The sequence below is a fragment of the Nitrospirota bacterium genome (assembly GCA_030645475.1).
Classification (GTDB): domain Bacteria; phylum Nitrospirota; class Nitrospiria; order Nitrospirales; family Nitrospiraceae; genus Palsa-1315.
Map to the genome: position 1 here is coordinate 15,861 of JAUSMA010000014.1, position 16,024 is coordinate 31,884.

17 protein-coding genes and 1 riboswitch are annotated in these 16,024 nt (G+C 56.8%); of the genes, 10 read left to right on the forward strand and 7 right to left on the reverse strand.

Annotated elements, in window-relative coordinates:
- The first annotated feature begins 209 nt into the window (after positions 1–209).
- Positions 210–1,088, forward strand: a complete 879-nt coding sequence (locus Q7U76_01945) for an undecaprenyl-diphosphate phosphatase (GenBank protein MDO8355138.1) — start codon at positions 210–212, stop codon at positions 1,086–1,088.
- Between the two features lie 134 nt (positions 1,089–1,222).
- Here the strand turns inward: Q7U76_01945 and lspA are convergent, their stop codons facing one another.
- From lspA to nadA, 3 genes are all read right to left on the reverse strand, one after another.
- The gene (gene lspA / locus Q7U76_01950; protein ID MDO8355139.1) at positions 1,223–1,744 is read right to left on the reverse strand and encodes a signal peptidase II; all 522 of its coding nucleotides are present in this window, start codon (positions 1,742–1,744) and stop codon (positions 1,223–1,225) included.
- Positions 1,744–4,557 (reverse strand): isoleucine--tRNA ligase, encoded by a 2,814-nt coding sequence (gene ileS / locus Q7U76_01955; GenBank protein ID MDO8355140.1) that lies wholly within the window; start codon positions 4,555–4,557, stop codon positions 1,744–1,746. The genes lspA and ileS overlap by 1 nt, the downstream gene beginning before the upstream one ends.
- A 222-nt stretch (positions 4,558–4,779) precedes the next feature.
- Positions 4,780–5,883 (reverse strand): quinolinate synthase NadA, encoded by a 1,104-nt coding sequence (gene nadA, locus Q7U76_01960; protein MDO8355141.1) that lies wholly within the window; start codon positions 5,881–5,883, stop codon positions 4,780–4,782.
- A gap of 167 nt (positions 5,884–6,050) precedes the next feature.
- Positions 6,051–6,153: riboswitch (TPP riboswitch) on the forward strand.
- 148 nt (positions 6,154–6,301) lie between these two features.
- On the opposite strand from nadA, the gene thiC reads away from it, so the two are divergent.
- The 5 genes from thiC to Q7U76_01985 all read left to right on the forward strand — a co-directional run bounded on the left by thiC (position 6,302) and on the right by Q7U76_01985 (position 11,393).
- Positions 6,302–8,215, forward strand: coding sequence for a phosphomethylpyrimidine synthase ThiC (gene thiC / locus Q7U76_01965; protein MDO8355142.1), 1,914 nt, complete (start codon positions 6,302–6,304; stop codon positions 8,213–8,215).
- A 139-nt stretch (positions 8,216–8,354) separates the two neighbouring features.
- On the forward strand, positions 8,355–9,158 hold the full coding sequence (locus Q7U76_01970) for a sulfide-dependent adenosine diphosphate thiazole synthase (GenBank protein MDO8355143.1): 804 nt from the start codon (positions 8,355–8,357) through the stop codon (positions 9,156–9,158).
- A gap of 89 nt (positions 9,159–9,247) precedes the next feature.
- The gene (locus Q7U76_01975; GenBank protein ID MDO8355144.1) at positions 9,248–9,763 is read left to right on the forward strand and encodes a tetratricopeptide repeat protein; all 516 of its coding nucleotides are present in this window, start codon (positions 9,248–9,250) and stop codon (positions 9,761–9,763) included.
- 86 nt (positions 9,764–9,849) lie between these two features.
- Positions 9,850–10,275 carry a histidine kinase gene (locus tag Q7U76_01980; protein ID MDO8355145.1) on the forward strand — a complete coding sequence of 142 codons (426 nt, stop codon included), beginning with the start codon at positions 9,850–9,852 and terminating at the stop codon, positions 10,273–10,275.
- A gap of 26 nt (positions 10,276–10,301) precedes the next feature.
- The gene (locus tag Q7U76_01985) at positions 10,302–11,393 is read left to right on the forward strand and encodes an aminomethyltransferase family protein (GenBank protein ID MDO8355146.1); all 1,092 of its coding nucleotides are present in this window, start codon (positions 10,302–10,304) and stop codon (positions 11,391–11,393) included.
- Positions 11,394–11,527: 134 nt separating this feature from the next.
- Here Q7U76_01985 and Q7U76_01990 read toward each other — a convergent pair whose 3' ends face one another.
- The 3 genes from Q7U76_01990 to Q7U76_02000 all read right to left on the reverse strand — a co-directional run bounded on the left by Q7U76_01990 (position 11,528) and on the right by Q7U76_02000 (position 13,866).
- Positions 11,528–12,010 carry a hypothetical protein gene (locus Q7U76_01990; protein ID MDO8355147.1) on the reverse strand — a complete coding sequence of 161 codons (483 nt, stop codon included), beginning with the start codon at positions 12,008–12,010 and terminating at the stop codon, positions 11,528–11,530.
- 27 nt (positions 12,011–12,037) lie between these two features.
- Complete coding sequence (locus Q7U76_01995) at positions 12,038–12,286, reverse strand: hypothetical protein (GenBank protein ID MDO8355148.1); 249 nt, start codon at positions 12,284–12,286, stop codon at positions 12,038–12,040.
- A 98-nt stretch (positions 12,287–12,384) separates the two neighbouring features.
- Positions 12,385–13,866: an alkaline phosphatase D family protein gene (locus Q7U76_02000; GenBank protein MDO8355149.1), complete on the reverse strand. Its 1,482-nt coding sequence runs from the start codon at positions 13,864–13,866 to the stop codon at positions 12,385–12,387.
- Positions 13,867–14,165: 299 nt separating this feature from the next.
- Here Q7U76_02000 and Q7U76_02005 point away from each other — a divergent pair, with 299 nt between their 5' ends.
- The 3 genes from Q7U76_02005 (at position 14,166) to Q7U76_02015 (ending at position 14,978) form a co-directional block, all read left to right on the forward strand.
- Positions 14,166–14,405, forward strand: a complete 240-nt coding sequence (locus tag Q7U76_02005) for a hypothetical protein (GenBank protein MDO8355150.1) — start codon at positions 14,166–14,168, stop codon at positions 14,403–14,405.
- Positions 14,406–14,503: 98 nt separating this feature from the next.
- Positions 14,504–14,734, forward strand: coding sequence for a CopG family transcriptional regulator (locus Q7U76_02010; protein MDO8355151.1), 231 nt, complete (start codon positions 14,504–14,506; stop codon positions 14,732–14,734).
- On the forward strand, positions 14,718–14,978 hold the full coding sequence (locus Q7U76_02015) for a type II toxin-antitoxin system RelE/ParE family toxin (GenBank protein MDO8355152.1): 261 nt from the start codon (positions 14,718–14,720) through the stop codon (positions 14,976–14,978). Before Q7U76_02010 ends, Q7U76_02015 begins: the two co-directional genes overlap by 17 nt.
- A 148-nt stretch (positions 14,979–15,126) precedes the next feature.
- Here the strand turns inward: Q7U76_02015 and Q7U76_02020 are convergent, their stop codons facing one another.
- Entirely contained in the window at positions 15,127–15,363 is a 237-nt protein-coding gene (locus tag Q7U76_02020) for a hypothetical protein (protein ID MDO8355153.1), read from the reverse strand.
- A gap of 180 nt (positions 15,364–15,543) precedes the next feature.
- Here Q7U76_02020 and Q7U76_02025 point away from each other — a divergent pair, with 180 nt between their 5' ends.
- On the forward strand, positions 15,544–15,942 hold the full coding sequence (locus Q7U76_02025) for a PilZ domain-containing protein (GenBank protein MDO8355154.1): 399 nt from the start codon (positions 15,544–15,546) through the stop codon (positions 15,940–15,942).
- Positions 15,943–16,024 lie beyond the last annotated feature (82 nt).

Sequence of the window (16,024 nt, forward strand, 5' to 3'; positions counted from 1 at the left end):
CATATGCAGCGCGTGAGGCCTCAACTACGTACAATGTCTGTGTATGCCAAGCCTCTCACTTTGTCAACTGATTAACGGATCCACCGTCACCGCACCTCATCGAAAATGATCTGCGATGATTCATCGACCTGCTTGACGGACTGTCGCCACTTTGTGATTATGCCTAAGGCTCACCGTCAATCCCGTAACCTGTCTCAGAAAGACGATGCATGAACGAATGGGGTCCTGGGCTCGCGACGATTTTGGGTATCGTGGAGGGGCTGACAGAGTTTCTCCCCGTCTCTTCGACCGGCCACTTAATTCTTGTCGGCCATGTCCTAGGCTTTGAGGGAGATCTCGCGGCCAGCGCCGAGATCTCGATTCAGCTTGGCGCCATTCTGGCCGTCATCGCCTATGAACGGCACAAACTCGCCTCCATGGTCGGACAAGCCGGCCGGGAGCAACAAGATGTCACCGCCATGATCCGGACACGTGGCACAACTCCTTGGACAACCGTACTGAAAAAATCCTGGGCGGCTCACCGGAATCTCTGGTTTCTGCTTGGACTCGGCCTCGCCTTCTTACCGGCCGCTGCCATCGGCTTCCTGACCCATAGCTGGATCAAGAGCCATCTCTTTACCCCTCAAACCGTGGCGGCCTCCTCCATCGTTGGAGGGCTGATCATTCTCGCCGTCGAAGCGCGCCGCAGCCAAGTGCGGGTTCAGCAGCTCGAACAGGTGGATCTGCCGTCGGCGTTCTGGATCGGCGTGGCTCAGTGCGCCTCATTGCTCCCTGGCATGTCCCGATCGGGGTCCACGATCATTGGAGGACTCTTGGTGGGACTGGACCGGAAAGTCGCGACAGAGTACTCCTTCTTTCTCGCGCTTCCGACCCTGATCGCCGCAACCTGCTATCAAATGTGGAAATCGCGAGACATCTTCCGGCAGGAAGACTATCTGGCGCTCGGAGTCGGGATGCTCGTGTCGTTCATCGTCGCTTGGATTGTAATCGCAGCCTTCCTCACCTTCGTAAAACGCCACACCCTCCGCCCCTTCGCCTACTACCGCATTTTGATGGGCATTGCCGTCTTCTACATCTTCGGATTTTAGGAGCGCCCTCCAGGCTGCTCAAAAAGCCCGACAGCAAGGCCGCAGGCGAATCGAAACCGGAAGCGTACCCTCAGGGGTACGTTGAGGATTTCGGTGAGCCGAGAACGAAGCTGACGGGATTTTTCAGCAGCCAGCTAAGAAGCGGGCGGGAGCTCTTGCGGCAATAGAGCCTCGTCTTTTTTCTCAAATGCGAAGTGAATGATCAAGAAGACCACTCCCACGCTGATCGCCGAGTCGGCGACGTTGAATGCCGGCCAATGGTAGGAATTCACATAGACATCGAGAAAGTCGATCACTTCCCCATAGCGTAATCGATCGATCAGGTTCCCGATCGCCCCGCCAAGAATCCCGGCAATACTAAGCTGCCCCATCCAATCCCTCTCCGGCAACCGGTAGAGGATCGTTCCCAGGAGGCCCAGCGCGAAGAGCGACGTGACCCCGAAAAAGACCATACGAAACGCATTGCTGCTGCCGGCCAGCAACCCGAACGCCGCACCGGGGTTGCGAATATAGGTCAGGCTGAAGAAGTCGGGAACAATCGGAATGGATTCATGCAGCCGCATCGACTCGACGATGGAGAGTTTCGTCGCCTGATCGGTCACCACGATCGTGCACGCAAGCAAGGCCAGGAGCAGGTAGCGAAGGGGCCGTTGCATTACTGTACCGCCTCCACACAACGCTCGCAGAGGGTGGGATGACTCACATCCTTCCCCACTGCGTCACGATAGTTCCAGCACCGTTCGCATTTTCCGAAAGAAGACTTCGTCGCCACAATCGCCAATGGGCCTTTGGCCTCGCCACTGGCAATCAATTTGACCTGCGAGACGATGAAGAGCGTGGTCAAATCCTTGTGATAGGACTGAAGAAACTCGTAGACGTCAGCATCGGCTCGAAGTTCCACCGCCGCCTCCAGCGATGAACCGATCACTTTATCCCGACGACTCCCCTCCAACACGCCCTGCACCTGTGTACGATAGCCCAACAGCCGCTCCCACCGCTGGGCCATCTCAGCATCCTGCCACTGGGGCTGAACCTCCGGGAATGTGCTCAGATGGACACTACTCACTCCAACACGACTTCCCTGCTGCGTGGCCAAAGTTCGCCAGATCTCTTCTGCCGTAAAACTCAACACCGGCGCCATCAGCTTCGTCATGGCCATGAGAATCTCGAACAGCACCGTCTGCGACCCGCGACGTAAAGGCGAATCGGCCCGGAAGGTATAGAGACGATCTTTCAGAATATCGAGATAGACGGAACTCAGATCCACCGAGCAGAAATTATTGAGCGCATGGAAGATCGTGTGAAACTCAAAATCGTCATAGGATTTCTTGACCCGCGGGATCAGCTCACTCAGCCGATGCAGGGCCCAACGATCCAGCTCTGGCAACTGCTCATAGGGGATGCGGTCCTTCTCCGGATCGAAGTCGTACAGATTGCTCAGCAGGAAACGGCAGGTATTCCGGATCTTCCGATAGGCCTCGACCATATGGGTCAGGATTTCAGGAGAAATCCGGAGATCGTCGCGATAGTCCTGCGCCGACACCCACAGGCGCAGAATTTCTGCGCCGGACTGTTTGATTACATCCTGCGGCGCGACGACGTTCCCCGCCGACTTGGACATCTTCTTGCCCTGCCCATCCAGGACAAATCCGTGGGTCAGGACAGCCTTGTAGGGCGCACGACGATCAGTGACGACACCGGCCAGCAAGGCACTGTGGAACCAGCCCCGATGCTGATCCGACCCTTCGAGATAGAGATCCGCCGGCCACCACTTGCGTGGTTTCAAGACCGCGGCGTAACTGACGCCCGACTCGAACCAGACGTCGAGAATATCCCGTTCCTTCTCGAAATCCGGCCCGCCGCACTTCGGACAGGCTGTGCCCTTCGGCAACAAATCGGCAGCTGACTGCTCGAACCAGACGTCGGCCCCTTTGGATTCCATCAAGGTTGCAAGGTGCTCGATCACGGTCGGATCGGCCAACACAGACCGGCACCCGATACAGGTAAAACCTGGAATCGGCACGCCCCACACACGTTGTCGAGACAGACACCAATCGGGACGGTTCTCGATCATCCCGTTGATCCGGTCACGGCCGTAGGCTGGAATCCAACGGACCCGTTCGATCTCAGCTAAGGCTTCTTTCCGCAGATCGTTCGTCTCCATCGACACGAACCACTGTTCGGTGGCGCGGAAAATGACGGGATTCTTGCAACGCCAACAATGGGGATAGGAATGGTTCAACGTCCCATGGCCCAGCAACCGCCCGTTGGCCTGGAGAAACTCCACAATCTTCGGATTCGCCTTCAACACATGCTGGCCGGCAAATTCTTTCACAATGTCGGTAAAGCGCCCGCCGTTGTCGACCGGCGCCAGAATCTCCAACTTTTCTCCAGCTGACGCCTTCGCATTATGCTCCAGGACGAGGATGTAGTCCTCCATGCCGTGACCCGGCGCGATATGAACACAGCCGGTTCCCTGATCGAGCGTCACGAAGTCGCCGAGCAGAATCGGCGAGAGACCGGTCGTCAAGGGCCGTTGCGTCTCCAACCCTTCGAATCCTTCTTTCCCCTTCTTCACCCCGAACACCCGAGCCCCTTCGAGCTTGCAACCCTTCGCCATGTTCTCAACAAGCTTCTCCGCCACGATCAGCACCTCGTCGCCGACCTGGACAAAGGCATAGTCGATATCCCCATGGAGACAGACCGCTTGATTGGCCGGGAGGGTCCAGGGAGTGGTCGTCCAGATGACGACGGAGACGAGCTTGATACCGGCGGGGAAGGAGATATCGGGGAACGTCTTGCTGAGCACCGTGGGCGACGTGACCACCGGGAACTTCACATAGATCGAGGGAGAGGTATGGTCCTCGTATTCCACTTCCGCCTCGGCCAGGGCAGTTTGGTCCGCCGTGCACCAAAGCACCGGCTTCAGGCCCTTATAGACGCCGCCCCGCTCCACGAATTTCCCGAACTCGCGAATGATCGTGGCCTCATAGCCCGGATTCATCGTGAGATAGGGACGTTGCCAATCGCCCAAGATACCGAGCCGCTGAAACTCCTCACGCTGAATCGTATAAAACTTCTCCGCATATTCCCGACAAAGCTTACGAATGGCCGGAGTATCCAGCGTCTTCTTCTTGTCGCCGAGCTCTTTGAGGACTTGATGTTCGATCGGCAAACCATGGCAGTCCCAGCCCGGCACATAAGGTACTTGATAGCCCGCCATCGTCTTGGATTTGATGATGATGTCTTTGAGGATCTTGTTCAGCGCGTGACCGATATGAATCCGGCCATTGGCATAGGGAGGCCCATCGTGCAAAACATAGAGCGGCCGGCCCTTCCCCGCCTCCTGGATCTGTTCATACAGACGTTCCTGCTCCCACGAGGCCAGCAGCTCAGGCTCCCGCTGCGGCAGGTTCGCCTTCATGGGGAAATCGGTCTTCGGGAGATTGAGCGTTGCCTTGTAATCCATAACCTATCTGGTCTCTCTAGAGATCTTTAGAACGTGAGGGGAATCAGGGGTAGGAATATACCGGAATGTCAGCCGAGGCACCAGCCCATAGCGTTGATGCGGGATCGTCAAAAACGTCTTCCAGCAAGGCCGCAGCGAGCGAAGAGGCGAGGCGTACCCTTGCGGTACGTTGAGTCTGTGAGCGATACGAGAACGACGCTGAAGGCGTTTTTCACGGTCCCGTTAACTGACGGCCATCATGCGGTCTAACGCAATCTTCGCCCAATGTTTCTCATCGTCCGGCACCACGATATGGTTCACCACATGGCCGTCGGCGAGATTCTCCATCGCCCAGCAGAGATGGGCTCCATCAATCCGGAACATCGTCGCGCATTGGCATACGGTAGAGGAGAGAAAGAACACCTTCTTATCGGTCAAATCCCGCTTCAATCGATTGACCAGGTTCAATTCCGTTCCCACAGCCCAGACAGACCCGGCTGGCGACGCCGTGACAGTCTTGATGATGAACTCGGTTGATCCTGAGAGGTCCGCCTTATTGACGACATCCTCGTGACATTCCGGATGGACGATGACCTTCCCGTCCGGGTACTGCTTGCGGAAATTGTCGATGTGCACGGGCTGGAACATCTGATGCACGCTACAGTGGCCTTTCCAGAGAATGAGCCTCGCGCGCTTGATCGCCTCACGGGTGTTGCCCCCGTTAGGTTGAAAGGGGTCCCAGACGATCATCTCTTCTCGCGGCAGCCCCATTTTGTTGGCCGTGTTGCGGCCTAGATGCTCGTCCGGGAAAAAGAGAATCTTTTCCCGCCTGGCCCAGGACCATTCGATGACCGCCCTCGCGTTGGAAGAAGTACAGGTAATCCCGCCATGTTCGCCGCAAAAAGCTTTCAGGACGGCAGCAGAGTTCACATAAACCGCGGGCATGACGGTTTCTTCTACGGGAAGGATGCGTCCCAGCGTCTCCCAACATTGATCGACCTGTTCGATGGCCGCCATGTCCGCCATCGAGCAGCCTGCGGCCATATCCGGGAGGATGACCGTTTGCTTGGAACGGCTCAGGATGTCGGCAGTCTCAGCCATGAAGTGCACGCCGCAGAAGACGATATAGGGCCTCTCGGACCGCTCGGCTGCCAACTTCGACAGCAAAAGCGAATCCCCGCGAAAGTCGGCATGCTCGATGACTTCGTCCCGTTGATAATTATGGCCCAGGATCATGACACGGTCACCGAGCACACGTTTCGCCTCAACCGTCCGGCGGAACAGTTCCTCCGCAGACAATTGCTGATACTCTGTGATCGGCCTGGGAATCGTTGATAATGTTGGCATGGTTTCCTCGGCTCAAGAACGTGGAGGATGATTCTACGTTAGGGCTCCCCCACAATCAATGAACCGGCCACCGCAAGGAAGTCCTAGGCTGGCGATGGTCCACTCGGTTCGATCATGGTAGGCCTAATACCCCGTTGACAACGAGGGGGGCCGGCGATACGATTCCCAGTCGAAGCTAGGGGAGCCATACGGCTGAGAGTCCGCCCAAACGGACGACCCTCAAAACCTGAACTGGGTAATACCAGCGTAGGGAAGCGAGAACAACCGAATGCCGTTGGTCTCTGCCGCACCCTCTAGCCTCAGGTGCGGCTTTTTTATTGGACGAACCAGCAATCAGCACATACGCATTCAGCCGTCAGCGTCCGGATTGCAGACTAAGAGCTGGGGGCTGATAGCATCCTGAAGAAAGGATCTCCTCATGAGCGACCAGACAATCGGCAATGGATCTGCCACTGGGAACGGACAGAAGTCCGCCGGATCGACCTTGACGACCACGCCCTTTCCTGCCTCGCGAAAAGTCTACGTGCAGGGAGCACAGGCCGGCGTAAAGGTCCCGATGAGAGAGATCAGCCTGACCCCCACCAAATCGATGAATGGGGGCCTGCCCATCGCCAATGAACCGATCACGATCTACGACACTTCAGGCCCCTACACTGATCCAAACGTCAAAATCGACGCCAAGGCAGGTTTGGCTCCCTACCGCAGAAACTGGATCCTCGGCAGAAACGATGTGGCCGAGCTCCCAGATGTCTCGTCGCTGTATGGCCGCCTGCGCGCGACCGATCCCAAGCTGGACGAACTCCGGTTTCAGCACATTCGCAAGCCGCTGCGAGCCAAACCCGGCATGAACGTGACCCAAATCCACTACGCCAGAAAAGGCATCGTCACACCGGAAATGGAGTTCATCGCGATCCGGGAGAACCAATCCCGCGAAGTAGCGCGCGAACTGGCCTCGCGGAACGGACATGGCGGCGGGGTTACCCAACACCCGGGCCAATCGTGGGGTGCGAGCATCCCCCCCGTCATCACGGCAGAATTTGTCCGCGATGAAATCGCCCGTGGCCGCGCGATCATCCCGGCCAACATCAACCATCCGGAAAGCGAACCGATGATCATCGGCCGCAACTTCCTGGTGAAGATCAATTCCAACATCGGCAACTCTGCCGTCGCCTCCTCCATCGAAGAAGAAGTCGAAAAGATGATCTGGTCCATTCGCTGGGGCGCCGACACGGTGATGGACCTCTCCACCGGCAAAAACATCCACGAAACCCGCGAGTGGATCATTCGCAATTCGCCGGTGCCCATCGGCACCGTGCCGATCTATCAAGCGCTGGAAAAAGTCGGGGGCAAGGCCGAAGACCTGACATGGGAACTGTTTCGCGACACCTTGATCGAACAGGCCGAACAAGGCGTCGACTACTTCACCATCCATGCCGGTGTGCGCTTGGCTTACGTGCCGATGACCGCCAAACGTATGACTGGCATCGTGTCTCGCGGCGGAGCGATCCATGCGAAGTGGTGTCTGGCTCATCACGAAGAAAACTTCACCTACACCCACTTCGAAGAAATCTGCGAGATCATGAAGGCCTACGACGTGTCGTTCAGCTTGGGCGATGGGTTGCGCCCTGGCTCCATTGCGGATGCCAACGATGAGGCACAGTTTGCCGAACTCGAGACCCTGGGTGAACTGACCAAGATTGCCTGGAAGCATGATGTCCAAGTCATGATCGAAGGCCCGGGCCATGTGCCCATGCACATGATCCAGGTCAACATGGAAAAGCAATTGAAGGCCTGCCAGGAAGCGCCTTTCTACACGTTGGGGCCTCTCACGACCGATATCGCACCGGGCTACGACCACATCACCTCCGGCATCGGAGCCGCCATGATCGGCTGGTTCGGCTGTGCGATGCTCTGTTATGTAACGCCCAAGGAACACCTGGGCCTCCCCGACCGTGAAGATGTGAAGACCGGCGTCATTACCTACAAGATCGCCGCTCACGCAGCGGATCTCGCCAAGGGCCATCCGGGCGCGCAGATCAGAGACAACGCGCTCTCCAAGGCCCGCTTCGAGTTCCGGTGGGAAGACCAGTTCAATCTATCGCTCGATCCGGACACGGCCAAACTCTTCCACGACGAAACCTTGCCGGACAATGCCGCGAAGGTCTCGCACTTCTGCTCGATGTGCGGGCCGCATTTCTGCTCGATGAAGATTACGCAGGATGTCCGGGACTATGCCGCGCAACTACAAGTCGACGAACACAAAGCGATTCAAATCGGCATGAAAGAAAAAGCAGAAGAATTTAAAAAAACCGGCTCCGAGATTTATCGATAAGACTGCTCAAAATGGCTTTCCGGCAAGGCCGCAGGCGAGACCAAACCGGAGGCGTACCCTCAGGGGTACGTTGAGGATTTGGTAGAGCCGAGAACGAAGCCGGAAGCCATTTTCAGCAGTCGATGAAGGAGAAGATTCGATGGCAAAGCCACCAACACCAGCCCCATTACGCGAACGAGACATTACCCGCCAGATCGCGCGGGAGTACTACAAAGAGTTCGATCAGCTCATCGAGAGCGATGTGATCATCGTCGGCGCCGGCCCTTCCGGCTTGATCTGCGCCCATGACCTGGCTGCGATGGGATTCAAGACCGTCATCGTCGAACAGAGCCTCGCCCTGGGCGGCGGTTTTTGGTCCGGTGGTTATCTGATGAACAAGGCCACCATCTGCGAACCGGCCAATGAAATCCTCGAAGAAATCGGCGTGCCCTGCAAAAAGATCACGGAATGCGAAGGCATGTATATGGTCGATCCCCCGCATGCCACCGGCGCACTAATCGCCGCGGCTTACAGAGGCGGAGCCAAGATCATGAACCTCACGCGAGTGGTCGACCTGATTATTCGGCGCGATGCGGTCCTGGAAGGGGTGGTGGTCAATAGCACGACGGCAGAAATGGCCGGCCATGACATCATCCACGTAGACCCCATTGCCCTTGAAAGCAAGATTGTCGTGGATGCCACAGGCCACGATGCCATCGTCGTAGAGCTCCTGCACAAGCGGAATCTTCACAAGGCCGTCCCCGGCAACGGAGCCATGTGGGTCGCACAGTCTGAGCAGGAAATCATGGACCGCACCGGCGAAGTCTATCCCAACTGTTTCGTGATCGGATTGGCCGTGGCAGCCGTATACGGCACGCCCCGCATGGGCCCGGCCTTCGGCTCGATGTTGCTCTCAGGTCGCTACGGCGCAGAGTTGATCAAGAAGAAGCTGAAACAAGAATAGCAGGGGGAGCATATGGCATATAGCTTATGGCACAAGGCGATTCCGGAATTCTTTGTCCCTGCTATAAGCCATTAGCTCTTTGTGTTTTTATGGATGTACAAGATTTTCTAATCCAAGGCGAAGGCCACGAAGAAGATAAACGCGAAGCCTGGCAGCTGTTTCAGCAGGCCTATGAACGCCAGATGAAGGGCGAACTGGAAGAGGCCGTGACGCTCTATAAGAAATCGATTCAGACCCATCCCACGGCTGAAGCCTATACCTTTCTCGGCTGGACCTACAGCTTCATGGGGCGGCTCGATGATGCGATCGAGGAATGTCACAACGCGATCGCGCAGGACCCGGAATTCGGCAACCCCTACAATGACATCGGGGCATACCTGATCGAAAAGGGTGAATTGAACGAAGCGATCGCCTGGTTCCAGAAAGCCCTGCAGGCCAGACGGTATGAGAGCCCCGCCTTCCCCCATCTCAACCTGGGTCGCGTCTACGAGAAGAAGGGCCAATGGACCGAGGCTATCGACTCCTACAAGAAAGCCATGGCCCTCAATCCCAATTACGCGTTAGCCAAGAAAGCGCTGGGGCGGTTGATCAGTTCACTCAACTGAACTGGTTTGTTTCGACTCGGACTAAGCAGTTGACCTGTACGACTCCCCTCTTAAACCTAAGAAACTAGAAAAATCAAATAAACCAAATGGACCAGACAAACCCAAAAGCCATCCTCGTCGGTGTCACCGACATCTTCTTTTACACCAAAGTCCGTGACGCCTTGATGGCGAAGGGCTACAAGATCGAGCGGGCCAGGACGCAGCAGGATATCGCCGACAAGGCTTCGGCCATGACCCCGTCCGCATTCATTTTGAACATGAATGACGAGACCTTGAACGCCTTTCAAGCCTTGGAGACGCTCAAATCCGACGTGAATTTGAAGTCCATCCCCATCCTGGCCTTCGCCAATCACGAAGAAGTCGATACGTTCAACCGGGCCAGAACACTGGGCGTGACCAAGATTGTCTCACGCAATGAATTCTCCGCTCGGCTGAAAGACCTGGTTGAGGAAGTAATCAGCGGTCAGCACACAGCCATCAGTAGTCAGCTGAATCCGAATACTGAAGGCTGAAAGCTTCCAAGCTATTAAGAGGAACTATGAAACAGTCACGCATCCACGATCTCCACACAACGCTTGGCGCCACCTTCGAGGAAGTTGCCGGATGGGACATGCCCGCTCACTATGGTAAATGGGTCGAGGAATATCAGGCGGTCCGCCAAGCCGTCGGACTCTCAGATCTCTCCCACCGTGGCAAGATCCGCGTCACCGGCGACGATCGCGTGAAATGGCTGCAGGGACTCATCAGCAACGACATTCTTCCGCTCCAGCCAGGCCAAGGCCGCTACTCGAGCTTCCTCACACATAAGGGTAAGATGCTCGGCTACTTTCGAGTCTATACAATGGCTGACAGCCTCTGGGTAGAAGATGTCGGAGAGGTTGGCGAGGCCACCATTCTCGCACTCAAAAAATTTCTGCTCTACGGTATCAAAGCGAAGATGGAGAATTGTGCAGAATCCTGGGGGCTCTTGCTGGTCAGCGGGCCCAAAGCCTGTGCAACCGTCAGCGCCGCTTTCGGTGTCGAGATGAGCGATCTCAAGCCGGTCAGCGCCGTCGCAGCCCAGATCGGCGGCCATGCCTCGTTCGTCCTACGAACAGAAGAGACCGGAGAGACGGACCTCGAAGTATTACTGCCCGTTGAAGCCCTCAGCACGGCCTGGGAGCGGCTCATGGAAGCAGGCGCGACCTATGGCATCAAAGCCGTTGGCGGACAAGCTCGCGAGGCGCTCCGGATCGAAGCGGGCCTGCCCAAAGCGGGACCGGACCTCAATGAAGAAATCGTTCCACCGGAAGCGAACCTGGAAGGGAAAGCGTTCAGTTTGAGCAAGGGCTGCTATCCTGGGCAGGAAGTAGTCGCGCGGATGGATACCTATGGAAACGTCAGGCGGCACTTAGTCGGGTTGGTCATGAAAGGCTCGATCATCCCGCCAAAGGGAGCCAAGCTCTTCATTGGAGACCGGGAAATCGGTTGGGTCAGCAGCGCGACACAATCCCCACAGCTCAAGGGCCCGATCGCCCTGGCCTTCCCACTCCGAGACTTTTCAGCCCCCGGAACTACCCTTGCTGTCGAGATCGAGGGGATTCGCCACGACGCAACAGTGCAGGCGCTCCCCTTCTACCGTCACGCCTAATCCCTCAGGCTGCTGAAAAATCACGCCAGCTTCGCTCTCGCTTCGTTCAGACCCTCAACGTACCCCTAAGGGTACGCCTCGGGCCTTCACTTGCTGCGGCCTTGCTGGACGGGCTTTTTAAGCAGCCTTCTACTTTACTTTTCGGGGTTCCGGACTGCCGACACTGCGCTGGCGAAGGCCAACAAGCTCGTCCGCTCGTCATCTTCCAGCGCCAACAAGAGGTGGGCCTCTTCGGCATGCATCAGGCGGAGGCTCAGGAACGGCTCTTCCTTGCGCTTTTCCTTGTTGTCCCACATCGCATCGATGACCTGGACCTTGTCCAGCTGCCCGACCGACACGACATCGTAGCGAAAGTACGAGTCCCCGATGACCATGTCGAAGACGACATTGCCGGCGGTGAGGAGCAGCAAGTTGAATCGCCCCTGATCTTCGTAACCCTCCGGCAAGAACTTGTTGATATGGCAGCGCGCCACTTTGCGATCGCCTAAGGCCGCACGGATTTTTTCTTTGAGCGCCGGATAATCGATCTGCATGGCCTTTTCATCAGGATTCGTGGCCGCCGCTGCAGCATTTTGAGCCTTCTCGAAAATTTCATCCGCTGACATCAATCCCGCCATCTGTATAGTCCTTTCATTCGAACCCTGTTAATTCGTAGTACGCCTGGCCTTGACGGCTCTGACGACACCGACCAATCCAAGGCCGGCCCACGCAAACTCTAAGAAAATGAATCCCACCCGCTGATCCGCAATCGCAACGATTCCCAGCAACAGCGACCCGACGATGTTCAATGCCAGGTAGCCCGCGTCCAGCTCACGCCAGACGCCACCCTGAATCAGACCATAGGCCGACAACACCATCAGCGCACCCAGCACAGAAATCAGCTGCAACAGCACCAATCACCTCATCAGACCTCAAACTGACACGCAAGAGAACATGTACCGTAACTGGCAACCTGTCCGGATTTCAAGAGGATTTTCGCAGAAGACGGCGGTTACTTGGCCGCTAGATGGTGGGAAAACCTGGTAGTCCCGGCCTCGTCGAGGATCGTCACGTCGAAGGAGGACTGGGTGACTCGAATGAGGCCGAAATTCATGTACCCGGTTTCGTTGATCAATGTGGTCGGACGTAACTCTTTATTGGGCGGCGTCTGCCGGCCTGGCGCAGCGGACAAGGGGCCAGCCACAAATTCGTGAAAGTCTGGAATCCCGTCCCCGTTCGGATCGTACGCATTCGCTTGCACATAGTGGACATCACCGGCCAGAAATACCACGTTCTTCATCTGTTGTCCGAGAATGGCATCCACGATCACGTGTCGTTCCCGCTCAAACCCTGGACCGCCAGGCCCTCCGGCCCAGCCATCGTACCCCGAGGCACCTCCGCCTCCGCCTTTCGGAATAGAGAGAGGCACACTGGACACAATCACTTTCCATGTCGCGGTCGACTCGGTCAGCCCCTTCAGCAACCACTGAAGCTGAGGTGCTCCCAGCATTGTCTTCGCCGGACCGTCCGGGTCAATGTTGCGACTCCGATACTGCCGAGCATCGAGGACAAAGAGTTCGAGATCCGCCCCGCCCCGCACCGTGCGATAAAGTCGTTGGGGATCGTCAGGCGCAACAGGGATCGGCCAATACTCGCGCAAGGCCTGACGCCCCGGCGGCATCTGGCTATCGAAAGGCCCGGCAAAGTCGTTCCGTACTTCATGATCGTCCCAGATGACAGAGACCGGGACGTTAGCGAGAAACCGCCGTAACGCCTCTGCACTCCGTTGATCGCGATGACGGGCACGGTACTCGGCCAGGTTCGTCGCTCGAAAATCGGCGCCCGGTTCGTTCGGAGGAGAAGGGCAGAGATCGTCACCATAAATCGTATCACCGAGAAACAGAAAGAAATCAAGCGGCTGCTTCCGCAACATATCGAAGATCGGATAGCCCGCAACGCCCCGCCGACAGAGCCCCTGCCCACCCAAGTCGCCACTCCAGGCAAAGGTCACGGGCGCATGACTCTTCGCATCGGGGAGCGTCGTAAATTCACCTTGTAGCGCCGCATGCGCCTCCGTCGGCGTCCCCTCGCGCCCCTTGCGGCCGGCAACGACATAGAATCGATACCTGGTGGCCGGCATCAATCCTCCAATGGGAACCGCCAGGGTAAAATCAGTCTCCTGGCCGGTCGTGAACAGGGGCGAACACGCCACGGGAGCAATAGCAATCGCCATCTTCGACACAAGATCCCAGGCCGCCACCGGCGCCCACTCAAATTGCACCGTCATCGGCCCGTCAGTCCGCACCCAGAGCAGGGCCGACCCGCTTGTGACATCCCCCACTGCAATCCCCTGAGGCAAGAGACTCGTCGCAGCGGTCTCCGCAAAGGGACTCCCAGGAGGAAGCCCCTCACGTGATGCCGACACACAGCTGGGAAGAGAAATAAGCGCGACCAAGAATATGGCGAGGATATTCAGCGAGCCAATCATAGCCATGGACTTACCGGAACGGAGGTTCAGGCGTCAAGCTGAGCCTGGTTGATAATCAGTCCGTCCGTCCTGCATACTATGGTTTCTAACAGACCACGGAACACCCATCTCAGCGCAGTGGAACCTCGGTGACCTGTAGATCTGACAGATACGGGGCTTACCCCCGCAGGATGCTCAAAAAGGCCGTCAGCAAGGCCGCAGCGAGTGAAGGTCCGAGGCGTACCCGTAGGGTACGTTGAGGGTCTGAACGATGCGAGAACGAAGCTGGCGGGCTTTTTCAGCATCCTGCTAAACCGGAGGATGGAATGCACGACCTGACCTGTCTGATTAAGGGCTGCCAAACGAGAGTCTACGCTCCTGCCGGCACGCACAGCATCTGCCGTGAGCATTTTCTCGCCTACCTCACCTGGCGCCGCCGTAAAGGCCCCCAGATGTTCATGAAGTATGCCGGAATGTCGATGGAAGAACGAGACCCCATCGTCGCAGAGTGGGCCAACACCATTCGCGTTGAAGAAGTTTCCACCGCCGCAGCACCAAAATCCTAACACCCGTCGCCAACCAAGCTGGCTAGCCGACATTCCTCGGCCATGCTACAATACCAACACGAGAAGCAGCGCCCCTCTTGCGAAAGCTGGAGCCGACCATGGCAACAGATACAAGAACGACGGTTTATCTAAAGCCCAAAGTGTACCGGGCCCTGAAAGCCAAAGCAGCCTCGACGGATCGGACCGTCTCAGATCTGGTCAATGCCGCAGTGCTGGAAGCTATGCGGGAAGACGACATCGACCTAGCCGCTGTGACCGCACGACGCAAAGAGCCTTCCCGTCCCTTCGAAAAGGTAATTGAGGACCTGAAACGTGACGGGCTCTTATAGCCTCCTCTTCAAGAAGTCCGCAGAACGTGATCTGCGGAAAATCCCCAAAGCCGATCTTCAGCGAATCATCCAACGAATCAAGGAACTTGCGGCAACCCCACGGCCTTCCAACAGCGAGAAACTGGCGGGGCAGGACTCCTATCGTATCCGACAAGGTGATTATCGCGTCGTCTACACCATAGATGATAACCAGAAACTGATCGAGATCATCAAGATTGGGCACCGCAGGGAAGTCTATCGCTGACACAATCAATACACGTTCGTCGCCGAATGGGCCAACACCATCCGTGTCGAAGAAGCCCCCATCACCGCCGCAGCACCAAAATTCTAACGCCCGTCGCCGCCATACCAGAGAACGGTTTCTGCCAACTTATGACTGCATATCCGATGGACTACGCAGCATGGAGAAGGAATTCAACTTTGATGGCCTCGTAGGGGAACTCGATGTTGCCGGTCTCGGTGCGGTTTAACAGGCCCGCAGACAACAGAGCCGTCACATCACTGTGAACGGCCTTCACGTCACGTTGAACGCGACGCGCCGACCGTTGGGCCTTCCCGGACCTCCAAGTCTCCACAAACTCACTCATGCCTTCTTCGGGTGAGCGTACTTCAAGCGTAACCGTTTTCATGATTCCACCTCGCAATGTCACGTTGTCTGCCGGGAGCACTTTCTCAACTATCTCACCTGGCGTCGACGACTTCCTACAGGCTAGAGTCCGATCTCTGACAGCCGGGACGATCGAAGAATTCGCCAAATACCGTAACCTGCCCCGTTATCCCCTCTTGAATTTGATATACTTTTGCGTGACATGCCATCTGATGCACCAATTTCACAGCCATCCCCCAAAGACCGTCGCGCATACTTTCGCATCAACGTCGTCTTGCCCATCAGCATTCAGGCCGAAACAGACAGAACAGAGGGTCCGCTCATAGAGAAGACCGTCAACATCAGCGGCGGGGGTATTGGCGTGACCGTGAACGAGGTCTACAAGCCCGGTGAAATTCTGTCGCTCACGCTGATCCTGCCCGATAAAGTCATCTTCAAAGCCTATGCCGAAGTGCTGCGGCTAGAGCCACTCCCGTATCAGGTCGATACCTACCGCCTACATACCCGCTTCGTCAGAATGACCACACAGGACCAGGAATTATTGATCCGACACATCATCCGTTTTCAACGCGACCACCTCGGGAAACACTATTCCGCATAATACGCGCACTGCCCACTTACATTCAGACTGGGCCAACCCTATCCGCGGCAAAGAACTCCCCACCGCCGCAGCACCAAAATCC

Coding starts and splice junctions, on each gene's coding strand:
- Q7U76_01945 (MDO8355138.1), top strand. CDS start 210: ATGAACGAATGGGGTCCTGGGCTCGCGACGATTTTGGGTATCGTGGAG.
- lspA (MDO8355139.1), bottom strand. CDS start 1,744: ATGCAACGGCCCCTTCGCTACCTGCTCCTGGCCTTGCTTGCGTGCACG.
- ileS (MDO8355140.1), bottom strand. CDS start 4,557: ATGGATTACAAGGCAACGCTCAATCTCCCGAAGACCGATTTCCCCATG.
- nadA (MDO8355141.1), bottom strand. CDS start 5,883: ATGCCAACATTATCAACGATTCCCAGGCCGATCACAGAGTATCAGCAA.
- thiC (MDO8355142.1), top strand. CDS start 6,302: ATGAGCGACCAGACAATCGGCAATGGATCTGCCACTGGGAACGGACAG.
- Q7U76_01970 (MDO8355143.1), top strand. CDS start 8,355: ATGGCAAAGCCACCAACACCAGCCCCATTACGCGAACGAGACATTACC.
- Q7U76_01975 (MDO8355144.1), top strand. CDS start 9,248: ATGGATGTACAAGATTTTCTAATCCAAGGCGAAGGCCACGAAGAAGAT.
- Q7U76_01980 (MDO8355145.1), top strand. CDS start 9,850: ATGGACCAGACAAACCCAAAAGCCATCCTCGTCGGTGTCACCGACATC.
- Q7U76_01985 (MDO8355146.1), top strand. CDS start 10,302: ATGAAACAGTCACGCATCCACGATCTCCACACAACGCTTGGCGCCACC.
- Q7U76_01990 (MDO8355147.1), bottom strand. CDS start 12,010: ATGGCGGGATTGATGTCAGCGGATGAAATTTTCGAGAAGGCTCAAAAT.
- Q7U76_02000 (MDO8355149.1), bottom strand. CDS start 13,866: ATGGCTATGATTGGCTCGCTGAATATCCTCGCCATATTCTTGGTCGCG.
- Q7U76_02005 (MDO8355150.1), top strand. CDS start 14,166: ATGCACGACCTGACCTGTCTGATTAAGGGCTGCCAAACGAGAGTCTAC.
- Q7U76_02010 (MDO8355151.1), top strand. CDS start 14,504: ATGGCAACAGATACAAGAACGACGGTTTATCTAAAGCCCAAAGTGTAC.
- Q7U76_02020 (MDO8355153.1), bottom strand. CDS start 15,363: ATGAAAACGGTTACGCTTGAAGTACGCTCACCCGAAGAAGGCATGAGT.
- Q7U76_02025 (MDO8355154.1), top strand. CDS start 15,544: ATGCCATCTGATGCACCAATTTCACAGCCATCCCCCAAAGACCGTCGC.